This window comes from Streptomyces sp. NBC_01314 (assembly GCF_041435215.1).
Lineage (GTDB): Bacteria > Actinomycetota > Actinomycetes > Streptomycetales > Streptomycetaceae > Streptomyces.
On record NZ_CP108394.1, the window covers coordinates 6,111,698 to 6,133,739 of the forward strand.

At 71.6% G+C, this 22,042-nt stretch carries 20 protein-coding genes and 1 pseudogene; 10 read left to right on the forward strand and 11 right to left on the reverse strand.

Going from position 1 to position 22,042, the window contains the following annotated elements:
- Nucleotides 1-158 precede the first annotated feature (158 nt).
- Both OG622_RS26875 and OG622_RS26880 read left to right on the forward strand, forming a co-directional pair.
- On the forward strand, nt 159-383 hold the full coding sequence (locus tag OG622_RS26875; RefSeq protein ID WP_060891249.1) for a type II toxin-antitoxin system VapB family antitoxin: 225 nt from the start codon (nt 159-161) through the stop codon (nt 381-383).
- Nucleotides 380-802 carry a PIN domain-containing protein gene (locus tag OG622_RS26880; protein ID WP_371579181.1) on the forward strand — a complete coding sequence of 141 codons (423 nt, stop codon included), beginning with the start codon at nt 380-382 and terminating at the stop codon, nt 800-802. Before OG622_RS26875 ends, OG622_RS26880 begins: the two co-directional genes overlap by 4 nt.
- A gap of 42 nt (nt 803-844) precedes the next feature.
- Here OG622_RS26880 and murQ read toward each other — a convergent pair whose 3' ends face one another.
- Both murQ and OG622_RS26890 read right to left on the reverse strand, forming a co-directional pair.
- Complete coding sequence (gene murQ / locus OG622_RS26885; RefSeq protein ID WP_371579182.1) at nt 845-1,807, reverse strand: N-acetylmuramic acid 6-phosphate etherase; 963 nt, start codon at nt 1,805-1,807, stop codon at nt 845-847.
- Nucleotides 1,808-1,996: 189 nt separating this feature from the next.
- On the reverse strand, nt 1,997-2,980 hold the full coding sequence (locus OG622_RS26890; RefSeq protein ID WP_371579183.1) for a MurR/RpiR family transcriptional regulator: 984 nt from the start codon (nt 2,978-2,980) through the stop codon (nt 1,997-1,999).
- Between the two features lie 56 nt (nt 2,981-3,036).
- Here OG622_RS26890 and OG622_RS26895 point away from each other — a divergent pair, with 56 nt between their 5' ends.
- Together OG622_RS26895 and OG622_RS26900 are read left to right on the forward strand one after the other, a co-directional pair.
- The gene (locus OG622_RS26895) at nt 3,037-3,474 is read left to right on the forward strand and encodes a hypothetical protein (protein ID WP_371579184.1); all 438 of its coding nucleotides are present in this window, start codon (nt 3,037-3,039) and stop codon (nt 3,472-3,474) included.
- Entirely contained in the window at nt 3,471-3,743 is a 273-nt protein-coding gene (locus OG622_RS26900; protein ID WP_371579185.1) for a DUF4031 domain-containing protein, read from the forward strand. Before OG622_RS26895 ends, OG622_RS26900 begins: the two co-directional genes overlap by 4 nt.
- Before the next feature lie 81 nt (nt 3,744-3,824).
- Here the strand turns inward: OG622_RS26900 and OG622_RS26905 are convergent, their stop codons facing one another.
- The 3 genes from OG622_RS26905 to OG622_RS26915 form a co-directional block, all read right to left on the reverse strand.
- Nucleotides 3,825-4,928 (reverse strand): GNAT family N-acetyltransferase, encoded by a 1,104-nt coding sequence (locus tag OG622_RS26905; RefSeq protein ID WP_371584225.1) that lies wholly within the window; start codon nt 4,926-4,928, stop codon nt 3,825-3,827.
- Between the two features lie 29 nt (nt 4,929-4,957).
- Nucleotides 4,958-6,238 carry a Cmx/CmrA family chloramphenicol efflux MFS transporter gene (locus tag OG622_RS26910; RefSeq protein WP_371579186.1) on the reverse strand — a complete coding sequence of 427 codons (1,281 nt, stop codon included), beginning with the start codon at nt 6,236-6,238 and terminating at the stop codon, nt 4,958-4,960.
- Nucleotides 6,239-6,414: 176 nt separating this feature from the next.
- A complete protein-coding gene (locus tag OG622_RS26915) occupies nt 6,415-7,140 on the reverse strand; it encodes a hypothetical protein (protein ID WP_371579187.1) in 726 nt (241 codons plus the stop codon).
- 276 nt (nt 7,141-7,416) lie between these two features.
- On the opposite strand from OG622_RS26915, the gene OG622_RS26920 reads away from it, so the two are divergent.
- Entirely contained in the window at nt 7,417-7,986 is a 570-nt protein-coding gene (locus OG622_RS26920; protein WP_371579188.1) for a SigE family RNA polymerase sigma factor, read from the forward strand.
- A gap of 59 nt (nt 7,987-8,045) precedes the next feature.
- The gene (locus OG622_RS26925; RefSeq protein WP_371579189.1) at nt 8,046-8,483 is read left to right on the forward strand and encodes a hypothetical protein; all 438 of its coding nucleotides are present in this window, start codon (nt 8,046-8,048) and stop codon (nt 8,481-8,483) included.
- A 149-nt stretch (nt 8,484-8,632) separates the two neighbouring features.
- Here the strand turns inward: OG622_RS26925 and OG622_RS26930 are convergent.
- Nucleotides 8,633-8,833 (reverse strand): annotated as a pseudogene (locus OG622_RS26930) (Scr1 family TA system antitoxin-like transcriptional regulator); the annotation flags it as partial.
- Nucleotides 8,834-9,233: 400 nt separating this feature from the next.
- Here OG622_RS26930 and OG622_RS26935 point away from each other — a divergent pair.
- On the forward strand, nt 9,234-9,932 hold the full coding sequence (locus OG622_RS26935; RefSeq protein ID WP_371579190.1) for a copper homeostasis protein CutC: 699 nt from the start codon (nt 9,234-9,236) through the stop codon (nt 9,930-9,932).
- A gap of 151 nt (nt 9,933-10,083) precedes the next feature.
- Here the strand turns inward: OG622_RS26935 and OG622_RS26940 are convergent, their stop codons facing one another.
- Complete coding sequence (locus OG622_RS26940; RefSeq protein WP_371579191.1) at nt 10,084-10,869, reverse strand: NPP1 family protein; 786 nt, start codon at nt 10,867-10,869, stop codon at nt 10,084-10,086.
- Between the two features lie 375 nt (nt 10,870-11,244).
- Here OG622_RS26940 and OG622_RS26945 point away from each other — a divergent pair, with 375 nt between their 5' ends.
- The gene (locus OG622_RS26945) at nt 11,245-12,501 is read left to right on the forward strand and encodes a serine protease (RefSeq protein WP_371579192.1); all 1,257 of its coding nucleotides are present in this window, start codon (nt 11,245-11,247) and stop codon (nt 12,499-12,501) included.
- A gap of 185 nt (nt 12,502-12,686) precedes the next feature.
- On the opposite strand, the gene OG622_RS26950 is transcribed toward OG622_RS26945, so the two are convergent.
- Nucleotides 12,687-14,651 (reverse strand): ATP-binding domain-containing protein, encoded by a 1,965-nt coding sequence (locus OG622_RS26950; RefSeq protein WP_371584226.1) that lies wholly within the window; start codon nt 14,649-14,651, stop codon nt 12,687-12,689.
- Nucleotides 14,652-15,048: 397 nt separating this feature from the next.
- Here OG622_RS26950 and OG622_RS26955 point away from each other — a divergent pair, with 397 nt between their 5' ends.
- Nucleotides 15,049-15,246 carry a hypothetical protein gene (locus tag OG622_RS26955; protein ID WP_371579193.1) on the forward strand — a complete coding sequence of 66 codons (198 nt, stop codon included), beginning with the start codon at nt 15,049-15,051 and terminating at the stop codon, nt 15,244-15,246.
- Nucleotides 15,247-15,523: 277 nt separating this feature from the next.
- Here the strand turns inward: OG622_RS26955 and OG622_RS26960 are convergent, their stop codons facing one another.
- A complete protein-coding gene (locus tag OG622_RS26960; protein WP_371579194.1) occupies nt 15,524-17,167 on the reverse strand; it encodes a DNA repair helicase XPB in 1,644 nt (547 codons plus the stop codon).
- A gap of 239 nt (nt 17,168-17,406) precedes the next feature.
- Here OG622_RS26960 and istB point away from each other — a divergent pair, with 239 nt between their 5' ends.
- Entirely contained in the window at nt 17,407-18,837 is a 1,431-nt protein-coding gene (gene istB / locus OG622_RS26965; protein ID WP_371579195.1) for an IS21-like element helper ATPase IstB, read from the forward strand.
- Here istB and OG622_RS26970 read toward each other — a convergent pair.
- Both OG622_RS26970 and OG622_RS26975 read right to left on the reverse strand, forming a co-directional pair.
- Nucleotides 18,821-18,994 (reverse strand): hypothetical protein, encoded by a 174-nt coding sequence (locus OG622_RS26970; RefSeq protein ID WP_371579196.1) that lies wholly within the window; start codon nt 18,992-18,994, stop codon nt 18,821-18,823. The genes istB and OG622_RS26970 overlap by 17 nt on opposite strands.
- Before the next feature lie 189 nt (nt 18,995-19,183).
- Nucleotides 19,184-21,832 carry a helicase-associated domain-containing protein gene (locus OG622_RS26975; protein WP_371579197.1) on the reverse strand — a complete coding sequence of 883 codons (2,649 nt, stop codon included), beginning with the start codon at nt 21,830-21,832 and terminating at the stop codon, nt 19,184-19,186.
- Between the last annotated feature and the right edge of the window lie 210 nt (nt 21,833-22,042).

Consider the following 22,042-nt stretch of genomic DNA (forward strand, 5'->3'; position numbering starts at 1 on the left):
GATCAGGCATGGGGGACATGGGACATGGGAGACATCAGCGATCCCCACCACCGTGCCACACCCCACTGACAGTCCCCGAAGGCCAGGCTCGACCTCGGAGAGGTATGTACACTCGATGAAGGGATTGCCGGTAATTCTGTACATCGCGGGAGGGCTGCATGTCTCTGACACACATCGACATCGACGATGAGGCGCTGGAGACCGCCAAGCGCCTGGGCGGGCACCGGACGAAGACCGCCGCGGTGGCGAAGGCGTTGGAGGAGTACAACATGCGGCTTCTGCGCGCTACCGCGCATGACAAGTACTTCGAGCTTGCCCAGGAGTGGGACATCGAAGGGGCCGAAGCCGCGCACCGTGCGGACAAGGAGGCCCACCGCGCGTGAGCGGTTACCTGCTGGACTCGTCGGCCCTGTGGCGCCTGCTTCGGGACCGGAGTCTCCACGAGGTGTGGCGCCCCGTCGTCATGGACGGCGACATCCGGTCGTGCTATCCGCAGCGGGCGGAGTTCCTGCGCTCGGCACGCGGCCTCAAGGAGTACGAGGCCTACAGCGCGATGTTCGCCGAGCTCTACGACGACGTCTCCGTCCCGAAGGGCGCGCCCCACTGGATCGGCGGACTACAACTGCGGGCCGCCGGGCGGGGAGAGCATCAGGCGCTGTCCGCTGTCGATCTGCAGGTCTGTGCCACCGCCGCTCACCACGGTCTTGTCGTCCTGCACGACGACAGGGACTTCGTGACGGCTGCTCGCCTGGCGGTCGAACTTCGTCAGCTGAACGTCCACCAAGGGCCGCTGCGGAGCTGACGCGGAGCCTGCTCCGGGGCGCCCACCTGTGCCCGCGGAGTGTCAGCCCGTCGTCATCGCCGCAGCCAGGGCCGCCCTCAGGTGGCCCTCGTTCGCTGTCAGCAGGCGGGTCGCGGTGGGCGCGTCGACGCCGCTCAGGATGGTGAGGATGGCGTTCTTCACCTGGCCGCCCGCGGCGGTGAGGGCCGTTTCGATCTCGGGGTCGGTCGCGCCCGTGGCGAGGGCGACGATGCGGTGGGAGCGGGCGCGGAGCTTGTCGTTGGTGGCGCGGACGTCGACCATCAGGTTCCCGTAGGTCTTGCCCAGGCGGATCATGGTGATCGTCGAGAGCATGTTGAGGACGAGCTTCTGGGCCGTGCCCGCCTTGAGGCGGGTCGAGCCCGTCACCAGTTCCGGGCCGACGACGATCTCGATGCCGTGGTCGGCCGCGGCGGCGAGCGCGCTGGCCGCGTTGCAGGACAGGCCGACCGTCAGCGCGCCGGCCGCGCGCGCGTGCTCCACCGCGCCCACCGCGTACGGCGTGCGACCGGAGGCCGAGACGCCGACCACCGTGTCGTCGGGCGTCAGCGCGAGCGCGTCGAGGTCTGTCCGGGCCAGCTCCGCCGAGTCCTCCGCCCCCTCGATCGAGGTGACCATGGCCTCCCGGCCGCCCGCGATCAGGCCCATGACCTGCGAGGGTGCCGTGTTGAAGGTCGGCGGGCACTCGGACGCGTCCAGCACGCCCAGCCTTCCCGCCGTACCCGCGCCCGCGTAGATCAGCCGGCCACCCCGCGCCATCCGCTCCGCGATCGCGTCGATCGCCGCCGCGATCAGCGGCAGCTGCGCGGAGACCGCCGTCGGCACGGCCGCGTCCTCGCCGTTCATCAGCTTCGCGATGTCGAGCGTCGGAAGCTGATCGATGTCGGCCAGCTCCGGCCGGAACGCCTCGGTCGTCAGCGACTCCAGCTCCGCGCGCACGGAGAGGTGGTTGGGGAGGGCGGAGGTGTTGGGGGAGGTGGGGGGCATGGCGGCTCATTCCGTACGGAGCGGTGCGGCGGTGCGGCGATGCGGGGGTGCGGCGGTCCACATGGGCTCTGGTGCTCTGGGGTGAACGCCGCAGTTGCCTGGGGGTTCGTCGTGGTTGATCGCGGCCCGCGGCGGAGCCGCGGAGGTCGCGGTCCCGCGCCCCTGACGGGCGCTCGTTCCTGGCCTCACCTACCGCGACGGGCCCCCGGTCCGATGTCGATGCGCCAGCGCCTCGTACGACGCCGACAACGCGGGCGCCGCCGACTCGTACGTCCGTTGCGCCACCCCGATGAAGAGGCAGTCCACCACCAGCAGCTGACTCGTCCGGGACGACATCGCCGCCGGCCGCAGCTCGCTCTCCCGGGCCGTGGACGTCGTCAGGACGTGATCGGCGTACTGGGACACCGGCCCGTTCGGCCGCCCGGTGATCGCGATCGTCGTGGCCCCGTGGTCGAAGGCGACCCGCAGCGGCTCGATGACGTCGCCCGTCGAGCCGGAGTGGGTGATCGCTATGGCCACGTCCTTCGCGCGGAGCTGCACCGCGTTGGTGACGGCGAGGTGCGGGTCGCTGTGCGCGTGGGCTATCAGCCCTATGCGGAGCAGCTTCTGCGTGAGGTCCTGGGCGACGAGCCCGGACGCCCCGACGCCGTAGATGTCTATGCGGCGGGCCCCGGCGAGCGCACCGACCGCCGCGCCGAGCTGGGCCATGTCGAGTCCGGCGGCCGTGTCCGCGAGGGTCTGCTGCTCGTCGTAGGCGAGCTTGGCGACCACGTCGGGGAGCGGGTCGTCGACCGCGATGTCGGCCGTGACCGAGGGCGCGCGGCCCGACTCCTGGTGGGCGGCGAGGCCGGCGAGGGCGAGGCGCAGGTCGCGGTAGCCGGGGTAGCCGAGGAGGCGGGCGGTGCGTACGACCGTCGCCTCGCTGGTGCCGGTGAGCTCGGCGAGGCCGGTGACCGTGAGCGCCGCGCAGCCCGCCGGGTCGCCCGCGACGGCCTCCGCGACCCGCTGCATGGAGCGGGTCATGGAGGGGGCCAGCGTCCGCACCTTCGCTGCCAGGGCGGCGGGTGCGGGAGGCGTGGGGGGTGTGGTCGCGGCGCCGCTCCGCCCTCCGGCCGGGCGGCCCGGGGCCTGTCCCTCCGTGGTTGCGAAAATTTCCTTCACGTCATCGCTCACACTATGAAAGATATTTTCTGTACGGCCATATGGTCAAGGGCCGCACAATGGATGGCATGAGTCCCAGCAGTGACCCCGTGGAGCCCCGGGATCCCGTGAGCCCGCTAGAACAGGCGCTGCACGCGGCCCGCGCCCTCGTGATCGCCGATCTGGTGTCCGGCCAGGTCGCCGAGGCGGATGTCGTGTCCATGGTCGAGGATGCGGTCGTGCAGCGCCGCTGGTGGGTCGAGCAGTGGCCGGACGGCGCGGCGTACGTCGCCGGGCTCGTCGCCCAGGACGTCCAGGACGCCCTGCTCGAACGGTACGGCCGCTGGCCCCTCTGCCCGGTCTGCGGTGACGGCGACCCGCACGCGCTCGACGTGGAGCCGGAGCTCGGGCCCGACCCGCAGTGGGTGTGCCACAAGGCGGGGGTGCGGGTCGCGGCGGTGGGGACGCTGGGCTCGGCATCGGGAGAGGCATCGGGAGAGGCCTCCGGAGAGGCGGCGTCCTCATGACCCTCTACATCGACCCGCCCACCTGGCCGGGACACGGGCGTATGTGGTCCCACCTGGTGAGCGACGAATCCTTCGACGAACTGCACGCGTTCGCACGGCGGTCGGGCATCCCCGAGCGCGCCTTCGAACGCGACCACTACGACATCCCGTCCCACCGCTACGAGGAGGTCGTGCGGGAGGGGGCCGTGGAGGTGGGCTCGAAGGAACTGCTGCGCAGGCTGACGGAGGCGGGGCTGCGCAGACCCAAGCGGCGGGGAGCTACGGCCTGAGCGGCGGGGGGCTACGGCCTGAGCGGCGGGCGGCTGCGCAGGCCTGAGCGGCGGTGGCTGAACGGTTGGCCCCGGCGTACGTCAGTCGCGCAGGCGGAGTTCGTACGCGAACTGCTCCCCGTGCTCCCCGTCGCCCCAGTCGTCGCTCACCTTCTCGAAGCCGACCCGCGAAACGACGCCCTGCGAAGGGGCGTTGGCCTTCTCGACGACCGCGAACAGCGACCGTACGTCCCCCCGCTCCCGGCCCCGCTCCCGCGCCCAGTCGGCCAGCGCGCGCAGCGCCTCGGTCATGTAGCCGCGTCCGCGCGCCCCCTCGACCAGGTCGTAGCCGACCTCGACACGGCCCTCCTCGTCCGGGGCGCCGTGGTAGCCGAGCGCGCCGACGGCCAGCCCGTCCTCCTTGCGCACGAGGACGAACATGCCCCACTCCGGCCGGTGCACCCCCGCCTCGTACGCCTGGAAGACCAGGCCCGCCCCGACCCGCGTCCCCTCGACCGGCCCGCCCACGATCCAGTCGAAGCCACCGGTGCCGCCCTCGGCGAGATCGGCCGCGGCGGCCGGGTGGATGCCCTGGAGGACGATGCGCTCAGCGTCGATGTGCAGCGGGTTGCTCCAGCGCCACTCCGTGACGTGCGCGCGCCCCGGCAGCTCGCCCCGGCCGGTGGCCCACAGCAGCGTCGCCCAGGGGTCGTCACCGGGCCTGACGTGCGGGAAGAGGCGCGCGAGAACGGACTCGCACAGCCCGACGGGCGGCACGGACGCGGACGCGGGGAGCCCCAGGCCCTCCGCGATGTCGTACGTGTGCAGCAGCACCTCGGCGACACCCATCGCCGCGAAGCCCTCGCGGTCGGCCGCGCGGAACGGATACGGGTGGAAGCCGCGGACCGTGCGGGGGGTGGCACTGACGGTGGCGGCGAGGAGGGCACCGGTCGTCCGGATCACCTCCAGCACGTCGGCGTTCTCCTCGCACTCCTCCGTCGTGATCTCGAACGGTACCCAGCGCGTCGTGGGCCGCCCCGCCAACTGCCCCGCGTACGCGATCAGGTCCGACGCGACATGGTCGGCGGTGTTCCGGCAACTCCACTCCAGCCGACCGGCCTTGACGCCTTCCCAGTCCTGGTCGACCACCGTCCCCAGCACCGCGAGGCCGTGTTCGACGGCTTCCTGAACCTGATCCCCACCCATTGGTCGCATGGCGGCGAGGATAAGAGAGATCAGACGTCCGTACGTACCGGATTTACGGCGCTGTCACGGTTGCCCTCGCTGGTGCCGCGACTGCTTCCGGCCACGCGGCGGGAGGCCCGCGTACGCCGGTGGAGGCGCAGCGAGACAGCCGTGGTGCCGATGGCGGTCGCCATGATGGCGCCGCCCGCCCAGGCCGTGGAGGCGAAGCCGAAGCCCGCGTCGATGACGACACCGCCGATCCAGGGGCCGCCGGTGTTGCCGAGGTTGAACGCGGCGGTGGTGGTGGCGCCGGCGAGGGTCGGGGCGGCGCCCGCGACGTTGAACAGCCGGGCGTTGAGGGCCGGGGCGGTGTAGAAGCAGGACACCCCGAGGAGGAAGGAGAGGAGGACGGCGGCGACGGCGTACTCGGCGAGCAGTGCCAGGGCGACGAGGAAGACCGTGGAGGCGGTGATTCCGCTGAGCAGGACCCCGAAGAGGTGGGCGTCCGCGACCCGGCCCCCGACCGCCGTGCCGATCAGCGCGCCGATTCCGAACAGCGCGAGAACCGACGGCACCCACCCGTCGTCCAGCCCCGCCACATCCGTGAGCAGCGGCGCGAGATAGCTGAACGCGCAGAAGACGCCGCCCGCGGCGAGTGCCACGACGGCGATGGTCAGCCAGACCTGGGGTTCGCGGTAGATCCGGACCTCCTGCCCGAGCCGGGGCCGCTCCTCGGGCCGGGGAATGGCCGGAACCAGTGTCACGACCCCGACGAGCGCGATAGCCGAGGCCACCGCCACCGCCCAGAACGCCGACCGCCATCCGAAGTGCTCCCCGAGGAACGCCCCCGCCGGCACGCCCAGCACGTTCGCGATCGACAACCCGCCGATCATGATGGCCAGCGCCCGTGCCCGCGCGTTCACCGGCACCATCGCGACGGCCACGGCCGCCCCGACCGCCCAGAACCCCGCACAGGCGAGCGCGCTCACGATCCGGGAGGCGAAGAGGACGGCGTAGTTCGGTGCGAGGGCGCCCGCGACCTGCCCGAAACCGAAGATCGTGATCAGCGCGACGAGCGTCGTACGCCGGGGGAGGCGCAGCGTCGCCACCGCCAGCAGGGGCGCCCCGATCACCATGCCGATCGCGAACGCCGAGATCAGCAGCCCCGCCCGTGGAATGGACACGTGCATGTCCTCGGAGATGGGCGGCAGCAGCCCCGAGAGCATGAACTCACTGGTGCCGAGTGCGAAGACGGCGAGGCCGAGGACGTAGACGGAGAGAGGTATGCGGAAGCGGGCGGCCTGGTCCGGAGCGGCGACGGGTGAGGACATATTCATGGGCAACCAACGGCCGCGGGGCCGCATTCCTTCGGACAGTAGGGACAGAGAGAGGGTCGGAGAAACAGAACAGAGGGACGGAGAAACGGAGGAACGGAGGAACGGAGGGGGACTCGGTTCGTTGGATGAGTCCTCCCGTCAGTCCCCCGCCAGCCCCCGTCAGGCCTCCGTCAGTCCCCCGTCAGGCCTCCGTCAGTCCCCGTCAGTCCGGCCAGTTCCGCCCGCAGGTTCTCCCGCGCCCGGTCCTCCCACTCCCGCTCCCCGTACGGCGTCCTGAACAGGCGTGGCAGATCGAGGAGTTGTCGCAGCACAGCGGCTCGGCCCTCCCGGAACGCCTCGTCCGGCACGAACCCGTACTCCTCCCGGACGGCGGCGGCGTAGGCGGCGTACGCGTCCGGCGCCGATGCCAGGATCGCGAGATCCGCGTCGCACAGCACTCGCCCGTTCGGGTCGTCGTCGGCCGGATCATGGGTGATGGTCAGTCGCACCAGCCGGGCGACCTCGGCCACCTTCTCCTCCGGCACGCCGGCCTCGGTCAACGCCCGGTCGGCGAGCCGGGCCGACCGCTCCTCGTTCTCCGACCGTTCCGGCAGGTACACGGCGTCATGGAACCAGGTCGCCAGCCGCACGAGGTCCGGGTCCGCCGCGTACTCCTCCAGCACCTCGACACGGTCCAGCACCGCCGTCAGGTGATCAAGGGTGTGGTACTTCCGCTGCGGCTCCGACCACCGCTCGATCAGGTTGTCGGCATACGGGAACGGAGGGGGATCGCAGGCCCCGTCCCGGGCGGAGAGAAGCGCGGGCAGCCAGCGGTAGCGGAGGGCTTCCCGGCGGGCTTCGGCCGCGTCCGGGGTGTCCGGGGTACTCGGGGTGCCTGGGGCGTCAGGGGCGGGCATGTACGCATTGTGCCGTGGCCGGGTTCGATCCCTGCGGCCGAGCCCGGCCACGGTCACCCGGTGGTCGGCACCGGGTGGCGAGGAACTTCGCCGCGTAGCCCTTTTCGGGGGCGATGAGTCCACGGGTGGCGCAGGTGACGCTGTTGGCGGCAGGGCCGGGAGCAGGCGGCCGGCGGGAAGGGTGGGCGTCGCCGACGTGACCCAGGTCACGCCATGGCCGTGCAGCAGATCCATGTGCTTTCCCGTCGAGGAGGGGTGACAGGAAGGGAGGAGCGTGTGGATCTGGCAGCCAAGTGGGCAGCGGGTGCCGAGAGCGGCGGGGCCGAGTCGGTGGAGGGGGACTTCCATGGATTCGTCGCCGCCCGGTCGGCCGCGCTGTTCCGGGGCGCACTTGTCCTGACGGGCAGTCGAGACGTCGCGGAGGATCTGGTGCAGGAGACCCTGGAGCGGGCCTGCCGCAAGTGGCGCACCATCAGCGCCAAGGACGCCCCGGACGCGTACGTGCGGCGGATCATGGTCAATCTCGCCAACGACCGTTGGCGAAGATTCCGCCGTACGGCTCAGCACCCGGTCGACGGCGACCCGGCCGCGCCGGGCGACGAGTACGGACGGATCGACAGTCGGGACCAGTTGGTCCGTGCTCTTCAGCGACTGCCCATGCGGATGCGGACGGTGGTGGTGCTGCGGTACTTCCACGATCTGTCCGACGCCGAGATAGCGGCCGACCTGAAGATCTCGCCGAGCACCGTCCGTTCCCAACTCGCCCGTGGCATCGACCGGCTCAGAAGCCAGCTCCCCGCACCCTCCGCCCCTTCACCGCAGCAGCTCATGGAAGGAATCCGGTGAGTTCGTCCAACCCGCGGCCTTCCGGCTGCACATCGTTCGAAGAGGAACTGGTCAACGCTATGAACAACTTCGCGCACTCCACCGACGCACCGGCCTTCGACACGGCCGGCATGGTCCACCGCACCCGCCGCAGGCGGACCGCGCTCATCGCCGGTGTCGCCGCCGCCCTGATCGTGGCGGGCGGCGGCACGGCGCTGGCCTCCATGACCGGTGTCTCACAGACGTCGGCGCAGCCCGCCGCCACCACCACCGTCGACCACAACAAGGCCACCTTCCTGTTGGGCGGCCTCACGAAGGAGCCCATCCCGGTCGACCTCACGGGCGTGGACCTGGACGGGGCCAAGGGACAGCTCCTCAAGGCTCAGCTGAAGCTCGGCTCGATCACCAAGGTGGTCAGCCCCGGCTGCAAGTCGGCCACGGTCGTCGAGGTGACTCCCCACAGCCCGAAGATCGTGACCGAGGGCGACACGGTGAACGTGAAGCTCTGCGCGGGCTGATCGGGCCCGTCGTCGGGTGAGGACCGGTCCTGAGCGTGCGCGCGCGAGCCGCTCAGGACCGGCCGAACCGCCGTATCGACGCAGGATGCCCTCCATCCCGGTATCGCCGCTTCCGTCGGCGGCAGCACGTGGACGACGATCCTGCGGCGTCGCACCATCTGCGCGATGTGCCGAAGTTGCTCCGCCATGACGGCCGGGCCGCCCACCGGCCGTCGCAGGACCGTCTCGTCCAGGACCGCCGGGTACCGCGGCTTTTTCGGATCGTCGAAGATGCGCGCGCGGGCGCGGCGGGCGGCCGCCCGCTCCTCCGCGACGTCCTCCGTCAGGACGGGGTCGTACGCCAGGACCACAGCCCGCGGCTACGCGGCCGTCCGAAGCGGACCCGGGACCAGGATCGGCGCCCGGTCCGTGATCGTGTGAGCGAGGCCCTCGAACTCCTCCACGTCCGCGACGTGGCACTCCTACGGTGATTTGCGCGCCGCCTCCAGGTTCCGCGTGAGGACCCTTCCGGTGTCCAGCACCTCGTCCGCCGTCCGCGCGAACGTCGGCTGCATCCTCCGCGTCCAGACCTCCAGCATCCCCACAACTCCCTCTCGCACGGGCGGTCTTGTTGAAGTGCGCCCGAACCAGGGTAGATGCGGAGGGTCGTCGTCCGGGTGCTGAACGTGACGTCCGCGGTCAACGCTCCTGGTTGTTGCTAAATTGGACTAGACCTATTGTCGTCACGTGCAGCCCGACGGAAGGGGCCCCATGACCACGCGCGCGCTTCTGGAGGTGATCGCCCTCGACGCCGAGGACGCCGTCGCCGCCCAGACCGGAGGTGCCGACCGGCTGGAGCTGGTCAGGGATATGGGGGCCGACGGACTCACCCCGACGGTCGCCGCGTTCGTGGAGGTGCGGGCCGCCGTGGACATCCCGGTACGGGTCATGCTGCGGCTCGCCGACGGGTTCGGGGCGGGTCGCGTGGACGCGCTGGTGCGGGTGGCGTGCGACATGCGGGCGGCCGGGGCGGAGGAGTTCGTGCTCGGCTTCCTGGGGGAGGACGGCGGGCCGGATCTGGACGCCGTGGAGCGGGTGGTCGCCGAGCTGGACGGGCGGTCGTGGACGTTCCACCGGGCGATCGACCGCGCCGCCGACCGGGACGCCCTGCGCAAGCAACTCGCGGATCTGCCGGGGCTGGACACCTACCTCACGGCGGGCTCGGGCGCCGGTGTCGACGACGGCCGCCCGGTGCTGCTGGCCGAGGCCGCGCGACGCGGCGACCCCGGCTACACCCAGCGCCTCATGATCGGCGGCGGCCTCCGACTCGACCATGTCCCGCGCCTGCGCGCCGCCCGCGTCGACGCCTTCCACATCGGAGGCGCGGCCCGCCCCGAGGGATGGACCGCGCCGGTCGCCGCCGGTGCCGTACGGGAATGGCGCAGGGCGCTGGACGCGCGTCGCGGGTAACGGATCGCGGCAGGCGCAGGGCGACGAAAGCAGGGGGCGCAGCCCCTGCTTTCAGGGGCGCGGGGAACTGCGCGACCAGCCCCCACTCGCCACGCAACCCCCGCCACGCAACCCCCGCCGCCTCTCAACCGGCCGAAGGCATCCCGCAGGGCTACGCGTTCGGGTCGAACGAGATGCCCGACGGCATCGCCGCCGTGAGGTTCGACGCGAAACTGCCGTCCTTGAGACCGAAGTTGGCGCTGCCGAAGTCGTAGGCGACGAGGGTGTCGCGGACACCGGACGGGTAGCCGTTCCAGCCGACGAGCGGCGGGTACTGCCAGGTGCCCTCGTGGTTCTCCGGCGGCTCGTCGTTCGAGCCCGCGAGGCGGAAGCAGTGCGTCCGGATACCGTCCTTGTGGTAGACGATCTTCGCGTGGGTGCCGTCCCAGCGCACCGCGGACGCGGCGTGCACGGTGAAGCCGCCATGGTTGGACGTCGAGACGTACTGGGCCGTGCCGTTCTGCACCCAGACCACGACGTGCTCCCAGTCGTGCCGGTGGCCGCCGATGCTGCTGCCCGCGACCGCCTGGTCCTTCTCGAAGTAGAGGTCGTACATGATCGCGCACCAGCCGTTGTTGCACTTGTAGCGCGAGTAGCCGTTGGTGTTGTCCAGATCGGACTGGTCGCGGCAGTCGCCGCTGAGCGAACCGGTCGGCTTGAGGCCGCCGTTGACCGTGCCCGTGGGGCCGATCGCGGGGGTCGAGTAACAGCCGTCCGTGTCGTAGTCGTACGCCGGCTGCCAGGTCGTCTCCAGGGTCTCCGCGTTGGCGGGCAGTGCGCCGGGCGGAGCCGCGTACGCGCTGCCGGCGACACCGACGACCAGCGCGACGGTGGCACCGAGGGTGACTGCGGATCTGCGGAAACGACGCGAAGTGCGCGTGCGTGAACCTGTCTTCACTGCGACCTCCTGATGGACCGCGGCGCGGGGGTGACGGCCGGGAGCCGGGGTGGGGACATGCCGATGTGCGGAGTGGCATGCGCAGGTCAGGTTCGCCCTACTCGTGGGTAGTACACAAGAGTCGGGAGGTGTCGGAGTGATGAAGAATCAATTAATGTGTAGATCCTGTGCATTGTCTCTGTGGGGCGCCACCGTGAGTCGGATGCCGCGACTCGTGTCACGTCACGGTCGGATATCCGCCACGTAGTTGTTGTGTGCGAAGTCGCCGCGAAGGCCGCCTCGGAGATCATTTCGCGCCCGCCCGCGTGCATAGTTGTCTCCGCCCCCAGCTAAGCGGGGGCATGACAAGTTCCAGTCATACGGGGGACGGGCTCCATGCCATTCATACGTCGCCGCGGACTCACGAGCGCTGCCGCCGTGATCGCCGCGGTCCTGATCACTACCACTGCCTGCAGCAAGACCGAGGAGAGCGGGGCCAAGGCCTCCGGCTCGACGACCGCCCAGGCGGGCGCGGGCGACACCATCGACACCGGCGAGAAGGAGAGCGGCGGTGACACGACCGTCGGCGGCTTCAAGCTCCCCGAGGGCGTACCCACCGACCTCACCGGTGACGCGCTGGCGAAGTGGAAGGACGGTGGCTGGCAGGACTTCGGCGGCGACTGGGCTTCCAAGGCGGAGGACTTCGCCAACCCGTACATCGAGGACTTCTGGACGCCGGAGCGTATCGCCGAGGCCAGGGAGAACCTCCCGGAGCTGCCGGCGGTCGCCGAGGCGGGCAACACCGCGACGGGCGGCGGCAAGACCACCCAGGTCTGGCTGCCCGACGGCAAGGTCAAGAAGCGGCAGGCCACCAAGGTCAAGGCGACCTACCACAAGCACGCCGCCCCGGTCGGCAAGCTCTTCTTCACCACGCCCCAGGGGTCCAGCGTCTGCTCCGCCGCGGTCGTGAAGGACCCGGCGCACCCGGGCAAGTCCAACCTCGTGTGGACCGCGGGGCACTGCGTGCACGCGGGCAAGGGCGGCGGCTGGTACCGCAACATCGCCTTCGTCCCGTCCTTCAACAACACGGGCAAGCTGAACATCGCCCAGGCGTCGAAGGACTACCGCGCGGGCAACGTCTCCCCGTACGGCCTCGCCTGGGCCGACTGGGCCACCACCTCCGGCCCCTGGATCGAGGGGGGCGCCGCCAGCAACGGCACCGTGGCCGCCGCGTACGACTACGCCGTCCTCCACATGAAGCCGGAGAAGGGCTCCAAGTCCCTGGAGGAGCGGCTCGGTTCGGCCCTGCCGGTGTGGTTCAACGCGCCCGCCGCCAACAAGGTCAAGAAGATGAAGGTCCGCGGCTACCCGGCCGAGGCCCCGTACGACGGCTCGAAGATGTACCACTGCCAGGGCGCCACCAAGCGCTTCGTCCTCGGCTACAGCTACCCGAGCGACTACCCGGCCCAGTACATGGTCGGCTGCACCATGAACGGCGGCGCGTCCGGCGGCCCCTGGTTCACGACCTACAAGGGCCGCACGTACCTGGTCTCCAACAACTCCCTGAGCGACCGCTCCACGTTCATCACCGGGCCGCGCCTCGGCAAGAACGCCAAGCAGGTCTACCTGGCGACGAGCAACAAGTTCAAGTAGACCCGGCTCGCAGGTGGTCGGCCCCCGGTGACCTCGGTCGCCGGGGGCCGTCGCGCGTGCGCGTACATTCGCCGTCATGAACACGTCCGAGTGGTGGGAGCTGCCGCCCGCCTCTCGGTCCCCTTCCACTTCGTCAGCCCGCACACCCCGGACGAACTGGCCAGATGGGGCGGCCGTGACGCGGGCTAGGTGAGCTGTGTCGGCAGCGGTGCCATGTGCGTCACGATCAGGCCCGACACCGCGCGCGTGAGCGCCACGTACAGGCGGCGGAGCCCCGTCCGCTCGTCCGGTTCGCCGTCGACGACCGCCTGGGGTTCGTCCAGGACGACGTAGTCGTACTCAAGGCCCTTGGCGAGCGTGGCCGGTACGAGGGTGAGGCGGGTCTCGTACGTCGTCTCCTCGCCCGGCGCGAGACAGCCGATGCCGGCCGCCTTGAGCGCCTCGGCGAGCGCGGGCACGCGGGCGTCGGCGGCGATGAGCCCGGTCGAACCCTCGTTGCGGAGCAGCTCCTGGCACGCGGCGATCACCTGGGAGTCGTCCTCGCTCGGCCGTACGTCGAAGAAGCCCGGGTTCTCACGGACGGACGCGACCGGTGTCAGGCCGGGCGCGATGTGGGGGAGGAGCCGGGAGGCGTACGTGATCACGTCGGTCGGCACGCGGAAACCGGCCGTCAGCTCCTCCACATGGGCCTCCGCCTTGCCGAGGTGCGTCAGCGCCTCCTCCCAACTCCGCGTCGCCCAGGGGGTCGTGCCCTGCGCGAGGTCGCCGAGAACGGTCGCGGAACCGGTGGTGCAGCGGCGCCCGACGGCCCGGTACTGCATGGGCGACAGGTCCTGCGCCTCGTCGAGGACGACATGGCCGAGGGAGTGCGTGCGCTGCACGAGGTCGGTGGTCTCGTCGATGAGTACGGCATCGGCGGCCGACCACCTGACCGACTTCACGCTCCGCGCGGGCTTCGCCCACAGGATCGTCTTCTGCTCGTCCTCGGTCAGGATCCCGTCAGCGTGCGCGGCGAGGAAGTCCGCGTCGGACAGCAGGCGCAGGACGAGCCTGGCGGGCTCGACGGGCGGCCAGATCGCCTTGACGGCCGCCTTCACGGCGGTGTTGCGGGCCACCGCGTCCTGCACCCGGTCGTCGGGCGCCTCCCCGGACCGTTCCATCTGCACCAGCACCGCGTGCGCGATCCGCTGCGGCAGCGCCTCGCGGGCGGCCCCGTAGCGGATCTCGCGGTCCAGCAACTCCCGCACGATGTCCGACAGTTCGTACGCCGGTACGCGCCAGCGGCGTGAACCCCGGACGACCATGACGGGCTCGGTGGGGAGGGTGACGTGCGACCGTACGGCCCGGCGGAGGACCTCGGCCATCCGGGCGTCGCCCTTGATGACGGCGGCCGGCGCCTCGTCCGCGCCCCGCACCTCGACGTGGGCGACGAGGTCGTCGACGGTCGCCTGCCTGACGTCCAGCTCGCCGAGCGCGGGGAGGACCTGCTCGATGTAGTGGAGGAAGGAGCGGTTCGGCCCGATGACGAGGGTGCCGGTGCGGGCGAGGCGCTCTCGGTGGGCGTAGAGGAGGTAGGCGACCCGGTGCAGGCCGACGGCGGTCTTGCCGGTGCCGGGGCCGCCCTGGACGCAGAGGGAGCCGGCGAGGCCGGACCGGACGATCTCGTCCTGCTCCGGCTGGATCGTCGCCACGATGTCCCGCATCGGGCCGACGCGCGGACGCTCGATCTCCTGCTGCAGCAGCTTGCTGGTGGCGGCCGCCTCGGCGGGGTCGGAGAGGTGCTCGTCCTCGTACGCGGTGAGGTCGCCGCCGGTGTACCCGAAGCGGCGCCGCAGTCCGACGTCCAGCGGATCGGTCTTGGAGGCCCGGTAGAACGGCTGCGACACGGGGGCACGCCAGTCGATGACCATCGGATCGCCGTCCGCGTCGTGCACATGCCGACGCCCGATGTAGAAGCGTTCCCCTTCCGCGCCCTCGGCCCGGGCGGCGCCGGGGGCGTGCAGATAGTCGAGGCGGCCGAAGAAGAGGGGGGTGTGGCTCAGGTCGGCCAGCGCCTTGATCCGCTCGTCGATCTGGCGTGCCAGCACCTCCGCGTTCACCCAGTTCGCGGTGACGTCCTTGATGTCCAGCGCCTGCACGTCCTCCCGCATGGCGCGCAGAGCGGAACGGGAGGCGGAGAGGTGGGAGCGCTCGCGGGAGAGGGGGTCGGTGGGGCCGGCGGTGGGGTGCGCGGACAAGGGGGTGCCTCCGGGTGGCCTACGGGACCTAGGGGTACTGCCTGACGGCGATGCGGTGCCTAGGGTCTGTCGTCGATGACCGACCGGTTTCCGTCCGGGCGGCGGCGCTCCACGGACGGGAGGCGGGCAAGAGCGGAGAGTGTAGGTGAGGTGAGGGGGTGGAGACCAACCGATTTCCATGCGGTAACCCCTAGGGGGCCAGTACGTCGCGGGTACTAGGGGTGGGTGACACCTGAGGGTGAGCCGGGGTCTCAGCGGGTTCACTCCGGAGACCGACGCAATCCAAAGGCGGACGTTCCACCATGGAGACATGAGTGCAGCGACTTTCATCCCAGCCTCGGCCTCCGGCCGACCCGGTCCGCCGCCCGGCGCGACCGGCCTCGACGACCACCACAACCGCCACCGCTTCGCCGACACCCTCCGCGCCGTCAAGGTCTTCGCGAGCGCCGCCTTCGGCGTGGTCGTCCTCGGTGAGTACGCGGAGGAAGCGGGCGTACACCGCCGGTGAGGCACCGCCGACCCTGCTGAGGCCCCGCCCACCCCGCTGAGCCCACGCCGACCCGCAGGGGCGGCCACCCCTGCGAATCCTCGCCCCGACGACCTGCCTCACGAACACCCGCCTCCCGGCGACCTGTGCGCCCGGTGACCTGTGCTCCCGGTACCCGACGACCTGGCTCCCGCTGCCCGCACTCAAGGCGGCCTCGGTCTTCGGTGCACGGCACAGCTCGGCCGACCGACAGGCCGAGGGCCGGTGGGGCGTCCTCCTCAGCCGGCGCTTCCCGCCCTCAGCCGTCCGTCAGCAGCTCGTCCGCGTCCATGATCCGGTAGGCGTAGCCCTGTTCGGCGAGGAAGCGCTGGCGGTGGGCGGCGAAGTCCTGGTCGATGGTGTCGCGGGCGACGACGGAGTAGAAGTGGGCCTGGTGGCCGTCGGCCTTGGGTCGCAGGACACGGCCGAGACGCTGGGCCTCCTCCTGACGCGAGCCGAAGGTGCCGGAGACCTGGATGGCGACCGTGGCCTCCGGGAGGTCGATGGAGAAGTTCGCGACCTTCGACACGACCAGGACGTTGATCTCGCCCTGCCGGAACGCGTCGAAGAGCTTCTCGCGCTGCGCGTTGCTGGTCTCGCCCTTGATCACCGGCGCGTCCAGGTGGGCGCCCAGTTCGTCGAGCTGGTCGATGTACTGGCCGATGACGAGGATCTGCTGTCCCGCGAAGCGGCGGACGAGCGCCTCGGCCACCTTCCGCTTGGTCGCGGTGGTGGAACAGAAGCGGTACTTCTCCTCCTGCTCGGCGGTGGCGTAGGCGAGCCGCTCGGAGTCGGTCAGGTTCACCCGGACCTCGACGCAGTCGGCGGGCGCGATGTAGCCCTGCGCCTCGATCTCCTTCCAGGGCGCGTCGAACCGCTTGGGCCCGATGAGGGAGAACACGTCCGACTCCCGCCCGTCCTCCCGGACGAGGGTCGCCGTCAGCCCCAGCCGTCGGCGCGCCTGCAGATCGGCGGTGAACTTGAAGACCGGAGCGGGAAGGAGGTGCACCTCGTCGTAGACGATGAGGCCCCAGTCACGGGAGTCGAACAGCTCCAGGTGCGGGTAGACGCCCTTCCGGCGGGTCGTCAGCACCTGGTACGTGGCGATGGTGACCGGCCGGATCTCCTTCCGCGTCCCGCTGTACTCGCCGATCTCCTCCTCGGTCAGCGACGTCCGCTTCACCAGCTCGTGCTTCCACTGCCGCGCGGAGACGGTGTTCGTGACGAGGATGAGGGTGGTCGACTTGGCCTGGGCCATGGACCCGGCCCCGACCAGCGTCTTGCCGGCACCGCAGGGCAGCACGACTACTCCGCTGCCGCCGTGCCAGAAGTTCTCCACCGCCTGCTTCTGGTACGGGCGCAGCGCCCAGCCTTCCTCGGCCAGTTCGATCGGGTGGGCCTCGCCGTCCACGTATCCGGCGAGGTCCTCGGCGGGCCAGCCCAGCCTCAGCAGGGTCTGCTTGATCTGCCCGCGCTCGGACGGGTGCACGGCGACGGTGTCCGGGTCGATCCGGTTGCCGACGAGCGGGGCGACCCTCTTCGACCGCAGGATCTCCTCCAGCACCGGCCGGTCGGTGGTGGTGAGGACGAGACCGTGGACCGGGTGTTTGGAGAGGGTGAGGCGGCCGTAGCGGTCCATCGTCTCGGCGACGTCCACGAGGAGCGCGTGCGGCACCGGGTAACGGCTGTACTGCACCAGCGCGTCCACGACCTGCTCGGCGTCGTGGCCGGCGGCCCGCGCGTTCCACAGGCCGAGCGGGGTCACCCGGTAGGTGTGGATGTGCTCGGGCGCCCGCTCCAGTTCGGCGAACGGCGCGATGACGCGACGGCACTCGTCGGCCAGCTCGTGGCCGACTTCCAGGAGCAGCGTCTTGTCGGACTGGACGATGAGCGGACCATTCACCGCACGACACCCTTTCGATTCGGCCCGGACCGGAGTGAGGGGGCGTTGTGAACGTCCCCTGGTCGTCGTGGGCGCTTCGGCGCTTCGGCCAAACGTCCAGTGTGCCTGATCATCCGGCTCAGCCGGCGGGCTCGCGTGTGCGATCCCGCCCACCATCACCAGTGCTATTGAATGTCTATTCATTCCCCTGAGTGGCGGGAATTCAGATTTGCAGCATTGGTTCCGAAGAATGGCGAACCGTGCAGCCACTCACCCCGGCCGACCCCGCCGATCCGGTCACCCCGTCCGCCTCCCCGCAGGGCACCACGCTCGGCTACGCCCTGTTCGCCACCCGCTGGCTCCAGGCACCGCTGTACTTCGGTCTGGTCGCGGCACAGGGGGTGTACGTCTACAAGTTCTTCAACGAACTGTGGACCTTAATCGTCAGGTGCGTGAGCGGGAATGCCAGCGAGACGTATGTGATGCTCGCGGTGCTCAAGCTGGTCGACGTCGTCATGATCGCCAACCTGCTGATCATGACGATCGTCGGCGGCTACGAGACCTTCGTCTCCCGCATCGGCCTCCAGGGCCACCGCGACCAGCCCGAATGGCTCTCGCACGTCAATTCCAACGTGCTGAAGGTCAAGCTCGCCACCGCCATCGTGGGCATCTCCTCCGTCCATCTGCTCCAGATGTTCGTGGACGTCCACCACACCTCGCACCACGCGCTGCTGTGGGGCACGGTGATCCACATGGCCTTCATCGCCTCGGCGGTGCTCCTGGCGTACATGTCGGGGCCGATGCTGCGCGAGGACAAGGGGCACGGTTCCCACCACGGCCCGCCCGACGCCCCGAAGCCGCCGCAGTGCCCGCGGACACCGACGGGCCCCACGGCACTGAGGGAACCGCTGGAGCCGACGGGACCGGACCGGCCGGGCGGGCCCGCCGCCGCCCCCGTTCCCCCGCGGGCGCCGCTGCCGATCCCGGCCCAGGCCACCTCGTACGAGAACCACCTGACCCATGAGAGCCGGGTTCCGCCCTACGAGACCCGGTTCGCGCAGGGCAAGACCCGGCTCATGCGGTACGAGGCCCGGCGCGCGCCGCACGTGGCCGAGGGCGGGGTCGAGGGACGGGTGCGGGAGGCCGGGTTCCCGGCGCGGAAGCTGCTGGAGGAGTTCGACGCGGGTCACCCGCGCTCCTTCGACCGGCGGCTGCTGGCGCGGCTCGGAGCCCTGGACTTCGTGGCCACCGGACGGAACGTGGTGTTCGTCGGCGCCCCCGGCACCGGCAAGACACATCTGGCGATCGGGCTCGGCGTGCGGGCCTGCGAGGCCGGGCACCGGGTGCTGTTCGCGACCGCCTCGGAGTGGGCCACGCGGCTGGCCGGGGCACGGGCCGAGGGCAGACTCGCCGAGGAACTGTCCGCGCTCGACGCCTGCCCCCTGCTGATCGTCGACGAGGTCGGCTACCTCCCCTTCGACACGGACACCGCCCGGCTCTTCTTCCAGCTCATCGCGCACCGCTACGAGCGGGCCTCGCTGATCGTGACCAGCGACCGGCCGCTCGGCCGCTGGGAGGAGATCTTCGGCGGGGCCGCCCCGGCGATGGTCGACCGCCTCGCGCACCACGCCGAGATCGTCCGCCTCGAAGGGGACAGCTACCGGCTGCGCCGCGCTACTTCCCCAGGCTGACGTTCTGGATCAACGGCCCCTCCACGCCGATGCCCTCGCCCACCAGCGTGCCGAGTTCGGGGAGGGGCAGGGGCGGGTTGGCCGCGGCGGGGGAGGCGAGCACACCCACCAGGGTGACGGCGGCGACAGCGGAGACGAGCGTGACGAGTGGGCGCATGCGTACGGGTGGGCCTTTCGAGCGCAGGAGTCGATCTCGATCGGACACAGGGTGGCTGCCCCGTGTCACGAGACGGGATGCGCCGGATGCCCCTTCATCGCTCGTGAGGGGGAAAAGCGGGTGTGGCCTGCATGAACGCCCACATACACCCGAACGGGTGCGGGGCGGGAAGCGTGTTGATCAACTTGGTCAGGGCGCGTCGTCCGCCAGTTCCGCGACGCCCGTGATCCGGTGCAGCGGAAACGTCCGTACCTCGTCCGCCGTGTGGTCGTACGCCGTCACGAAGCCGCCCTCGACGCGGACCGGGGCGATGACGCGCTGGCTGGCGGAGCCCTCGGCGTTGACGTAACCGATCCACAGGGTCTCGCCGGTGAGGACGGCGGCCTGCATCGTCGCGAGGGTCTCGGCGGAGCCGGTACGGGGCAGGGCGCCGGACGGGGCCGTGTCCCCGGTCGTCTTGCGGGGCGTGGTGGAGGCGAGGTCACCGGCGCGGATGGCGCGGATCGCGGCGCCCAGCAGCGTGTCGTCCGGCGCCGGGGGACCCTCCGGGACGGGCTCCGGGGCCGTGCGGGGCGGGGTGCGGTGGGCGTGCGCCCGGGTGATCAGGACGTCGCCCTCCGCCGATTCGGCGGCCGGCGCGAACCCCATCGTCCGCAACCCGTTGAGCAGCGTCGCCGGGTCCGCCTGCGCGGCGAGGACGGTCGGCGCCAGCCGCCGCAGCCCGAGCCCCTGCGACCGCTTGTCGGCGAGGATCTCGCTGAGCATCGCGTCGTCGTCGCAGCGCACGTACGCCGACGCCACGCCGATCCGCAGATGGCCGTGGCGCCGTGCCACGTCGTCGATCAGATACGCGAGCGGCTGCGGGACCGGCGTACGGGAGTGGGCGGTCAGGAAGTCGTGCAGGTCGGAGGCGCTTCGGCCCGCGTCCAGCGCCCGGCGCACCGACCCCGGCGTGAACCGGTACACCGTCGCGCCACCCTTCGACTCCACGTCCGCCAGCACGCCCAGCATGTCGGCCAGCGGCCGCTTCAACGGGCCGGGCGCGACAGCCGTCAGGTCCGCCTGCAGCAGCACGTGGTCCAGCGGCTCGGGAAGCAGCGGCGCGAGCAGCCGCGCGGCCCGGGAGGCGGCCGCGGCCTGCTCGGCGACGGCGTCGGGGGTGGGGGAAAGGGCGGGCACGGGATGGTGCGGCAGGAGGACGTGATGGGCGGGGAGCTTGTCGCCAGGGGTCTCCGGCAGGTCGGCGGTGGCCGCGGCCTCGCGGGGGAAGCCGAGGAGCGCGCGGCCCTGCGCGGACAGCGCGCCGCGCCCGGTGACACCGAGCGACTCGGCCTCGGAGAGCGTCCACCGGACGATCCGGGCGCGCAGGTCGTCGCCGGGCCGGGACGACTGCGCGGACTGCGCGGACTGCGCGTGCGATGCGGGTGGTTGCTGGGGCTGTGAGGACTGCTGGGCGCCGCGGGAGGGGCGTTCCCAGTGGAGGCGGGCCAGCACGGAATCGGGGGTGGCCGACGTGCCCTCGGGGAGCCCGGCGAGCAGCGCGAGGACCCGGTGGCGCACCTCGGGCGCGGCCGAACGGTCCAGACCCGGGCCCAGCGCCGACAACGTACGGTCCTTGGGGTCCCGTTCCCCGATCACGCCCGGCGTACGGGTCGCCGTCAGCCAGGCCGTGGCGAGCCGCGCCCAGCGCTCGGCGGCGGGCAGCTCCAGCCACTCGTCGTACGCGGGGGTGGCGGCGTACCGTTCGTCGGCCTCGCCGTCCGATGCCAACAGTCCGGCGGCGTAGGCGAGTTCCACCCAGAACGCGGCGGCGGGCTCGGGCAGGTCGAGGGCCATGGCGGTCCGTTTCAGGTCCCGCACGCTGAGCCCGCCCGCACGCAGGACGCCCGGCCCGCCCTCGTCCCAGTCCTTCAGCAGCTCCTCCATGGTCGCCAGCGTGGTGTACGCCTGGCCGGCCGCCGCCGCGTCCACAACCTGTGGACGGTGCGTCGCCGCCGCCTCGACGGGCGGCGGTACCGGCTGGACCTCCCGGTGCGCGCGGCCCGCCCGCAGATGCAGGGCGACCTCGCGGGGGATGACGACCGTGCCGGGGGCGGTCGGCAGGAGCAGGCCCCGGTCCAGCAGCCAGCGCAGATGGGCCGCCGGTTTGGCGGTGACCTGGCCGTACGGCGGCCCCCACACCAGGCGGGTCAGGACGTCGAGGGACTCGGGGGGCGCGGCGGCGAGGAGCGCGGCCATGCGGCGACGGTCGGTGAAGAGCCCGCCGAGACCGGTGACGGCCGACACCGAGTCGTGGGTGCTCGCCAGACCGGCCTGCGCCACGATCTCCTGCACCCGCCCCGGCGACATGCCCGCCGTGGCCTCCGCGACGGTCGGGCCGAGACCGGTGGGGGAGGGGTGCTGCGGCGAGGGGGCGAGCAGTTCGCGGGCCGTGCGCACGAGGCGGAGTCGGTCGTCGGCGCCCCACACGAGGGCCTGGTCGCGCAGGGTGCCGAGCGCGCGGGGCAGCGCGGCGGTGACGGCGGGGTCCGCGTCGTCACCGGCCAGCAGGGACGCCAGTTCCGCGTACGACGCCGGGTCGGCCGCCACGGCCAGCGCCTGTGCCGTCTGCAGGGCGAACCGGTCCAGGCGCTCCAGGGCCCGGACGACCGACGCGCGTGTCCCGGCCCGGGTCGCCAGCTGGGTCAGGTCCGTCGGCACGGGCGTGATGAGATCCGGCCGCGCCCGGAGCAGCACGGCGAGCGAACGGTCGTCCCGCCCGCGCAGCGCCTCCGCCAGCGAACGGGGGGCCCCACCGGCAGGCGCCGCCTCTGTGGGGATGTGCTCCTCGGTGCTCATCCGGCCAACGTTAGCGCCTGGGCTCCGCCGGACCGGGGCGCCTCATGACTCGGGGGCGTGTGCGGTGTGGCGGGTGCGGGTGAGTCGTGTGCTGATCGCGCCCACGCGGCGGAGCCGCCGGCCGGCACAACCCCCGCGCCCCGCTCCGGCGCCGGGCACCGAGGAACCCCGGGTACCCGGAAGCGATACCGTCGGGGGGATACGCGCCAA